This window comes from uncultured Campylobacter sp. (genome assembly GCF_938030815.1).
Classification (GTDB): Bacteria; Campylobacterota; Campylobacteria; order Campylobacterales; family Campylobacteraceae; genus Campylobacter_B.
On the sequence record NZ_CALHII010000170.1, the window covers coordinates 1 to 1616 of the forward strand.

A 1616-nucleotide genomic window follows, 5' to 3' on the forward strand; every position below is an offset into this window, starting at 1 on the left:
CCCGCTACGACGAAATTTTAAGCTTAGAGCTTTGAATTTATCCTTAAATTTAGGGGGGCTGTGCGAAATTCATAAAAAATTCGCATTATGTGCGGACGAGTGAGCTTTGAAATTCCAAAATTCCTAGAATTTCGCTAAAATTGCGGGCAAATTTAAAGAGGGACGAAATTTTGACTATTTATGATTTGGAGCGCCTGAGGCTAGATGCGAAAAAGCACGTGGAGCAGCTAAAGTTTATCGTCACCGTAAGCACGATCGCCCTGTTTGCGGTATTCGGCGTCATCGCGTATTTCGCGCGTAGGCAGGGCGTGCAGAGTTCTAGCGCGACGATGCTTATGCTGCTGGCGGTCGCCTCGCTCGCCGTGAGCCTGCGCGAGGTGCACTTAAACGGCTGGCAAAAGGATCTCATCGGCACGGAAAATATTTTGAAATTCGGCGCGGTAGCGATCTCGTTTTTGATCTTCAAATACTCCGCTGCCTTGCCGCAGGCGTTGATAGGCTTGGCTGCGCTTGCGCTTGGGGCGTGGCTAGCGGCGCGGCTTTACGCGCTCGGCGTAAGAAGCGCGCAAGATATCTTTACCGGGCGGTACCGCCAAAGCTACAAGCAGCACTATCTGGCGCCTTTCGTGCGCGAGCTAGGCTGCGAATACGTCTCCTACGGCAGCGTGCCTTTTTGGCGCGTGGTGCAGAGCGATCTGTTCGAGTTTATCGAAAATCTGCGCGGCAACGACCGCGTGGGCGGCGCGTGGCAGGGGGTGAGCTTCGAGTTTAGCGACGTGAGCTTTTTTCATCAAAATTTGCAGCACGAGCTCGTGGGGGCGTTTTTCGTAGCGGAATTTAACAAACGCATCATCGCGCCCGTTTTCATCTATCCGCGCGAGATGCAAAATAAACAGCACATTGATCTAAAGCCCGTTGCGATGGATAACGTGGAGTTTGCCGCGCGCTACAAGGTGCTTAGCGACGAGCCGCAAAACGCGATGTACGTGCTAACGCCTGCATTTATGGAGCGGTTTTTGGCGGTGGGCGATGCGATGGGGGCGCAGATCTGGGCGAGCATCAGAGAGCGGCGGATCCATATTTTCGTGCACACTAGGCGCGATAATTTCGAGCCTAGCGTCTATGAAAGCGTGCTGCGTCGCGACCCCGCAAGCGAGATAAAGAGCGAAATTTTAAGCTTTTTGAGTATCGTTAAAATTTTAAAACTGAATGTGAGGATTTGGATTTAGACGAGCGAGTTTGGTTAGATAAAATTTATAGGTTTTTGCGGCAAACCGAGTGTCGATCGTCTAGGCTTATACTTGCAGCTTTATGGTTTTAGGCGAACAGATAATTCTTTTTGATGTAGTCGATATCTATATTTTTCTGCAAAAAATACTCTTTGATATCGTTGTAAATTTTATCATTGTAGATATAGATAAGATAGTATCTTGGTAAAATATTGTGATATCCGGGGTTAGTCGTAGGTTCGGTGACCCTTATAAACGGCATAGCACTAAAGCCTTTGAGGTTTTTATTCATTGATAGATAAAATATAAAATTTAAGAAAAATCCCCATAGGTATATAAAAAAATATTATCTCCAAAAGTTCTCATTTTAAAGCTATGAACCCCATT

General features: G+C 47.2%; 2 protein-coding genes. One reads left to right on the forward strand and one right to left on the reverse strand.

Going from position 1 to position 1616, the window contains the following annotated elements; translation table 11 throughout:
- Window positions 1–170 precede the first annotated feature (170 nt).
- Window positions 171–1229, forward strand: a complete 1059-nt coding sequence (locus Q0277_RS06665; protein ID WP_297996694.1) for a DUF3137 domain-containing protein — start codon at window positions 171–173, stop codon at window positions 1227–1229.
- 88 nt (window positions 1230–1317) lie between these two features.
- Here Q0277_RS06665 and Q0277_RS06670 read toward each other — a convergent pair whose 3' ends face one another.
- Window positions 1318–1491: a hypothetical protein gene (locus Q0277_RS06670; RefSeq protein WP_297996696.1), complete on the reverse strand. Its 174-nt coding sequence runs from the start codon at window positions 1489–1491 to the stop codon at window positions 1318–1320.
- Between the last annotated feature and the right edge of the window lie 125 nt (window positions 1492–1616).

Bases quoted from the DNA above. Each gene is read 5' to 3' on its own strand.
- Q0277_RS06670 (WP_297996696.1), bottom strand. From the start codon at position 1,491: ATGCCGTTTATAAGGGTCACCGAACCTACGACTAACCCCGGATATCAC.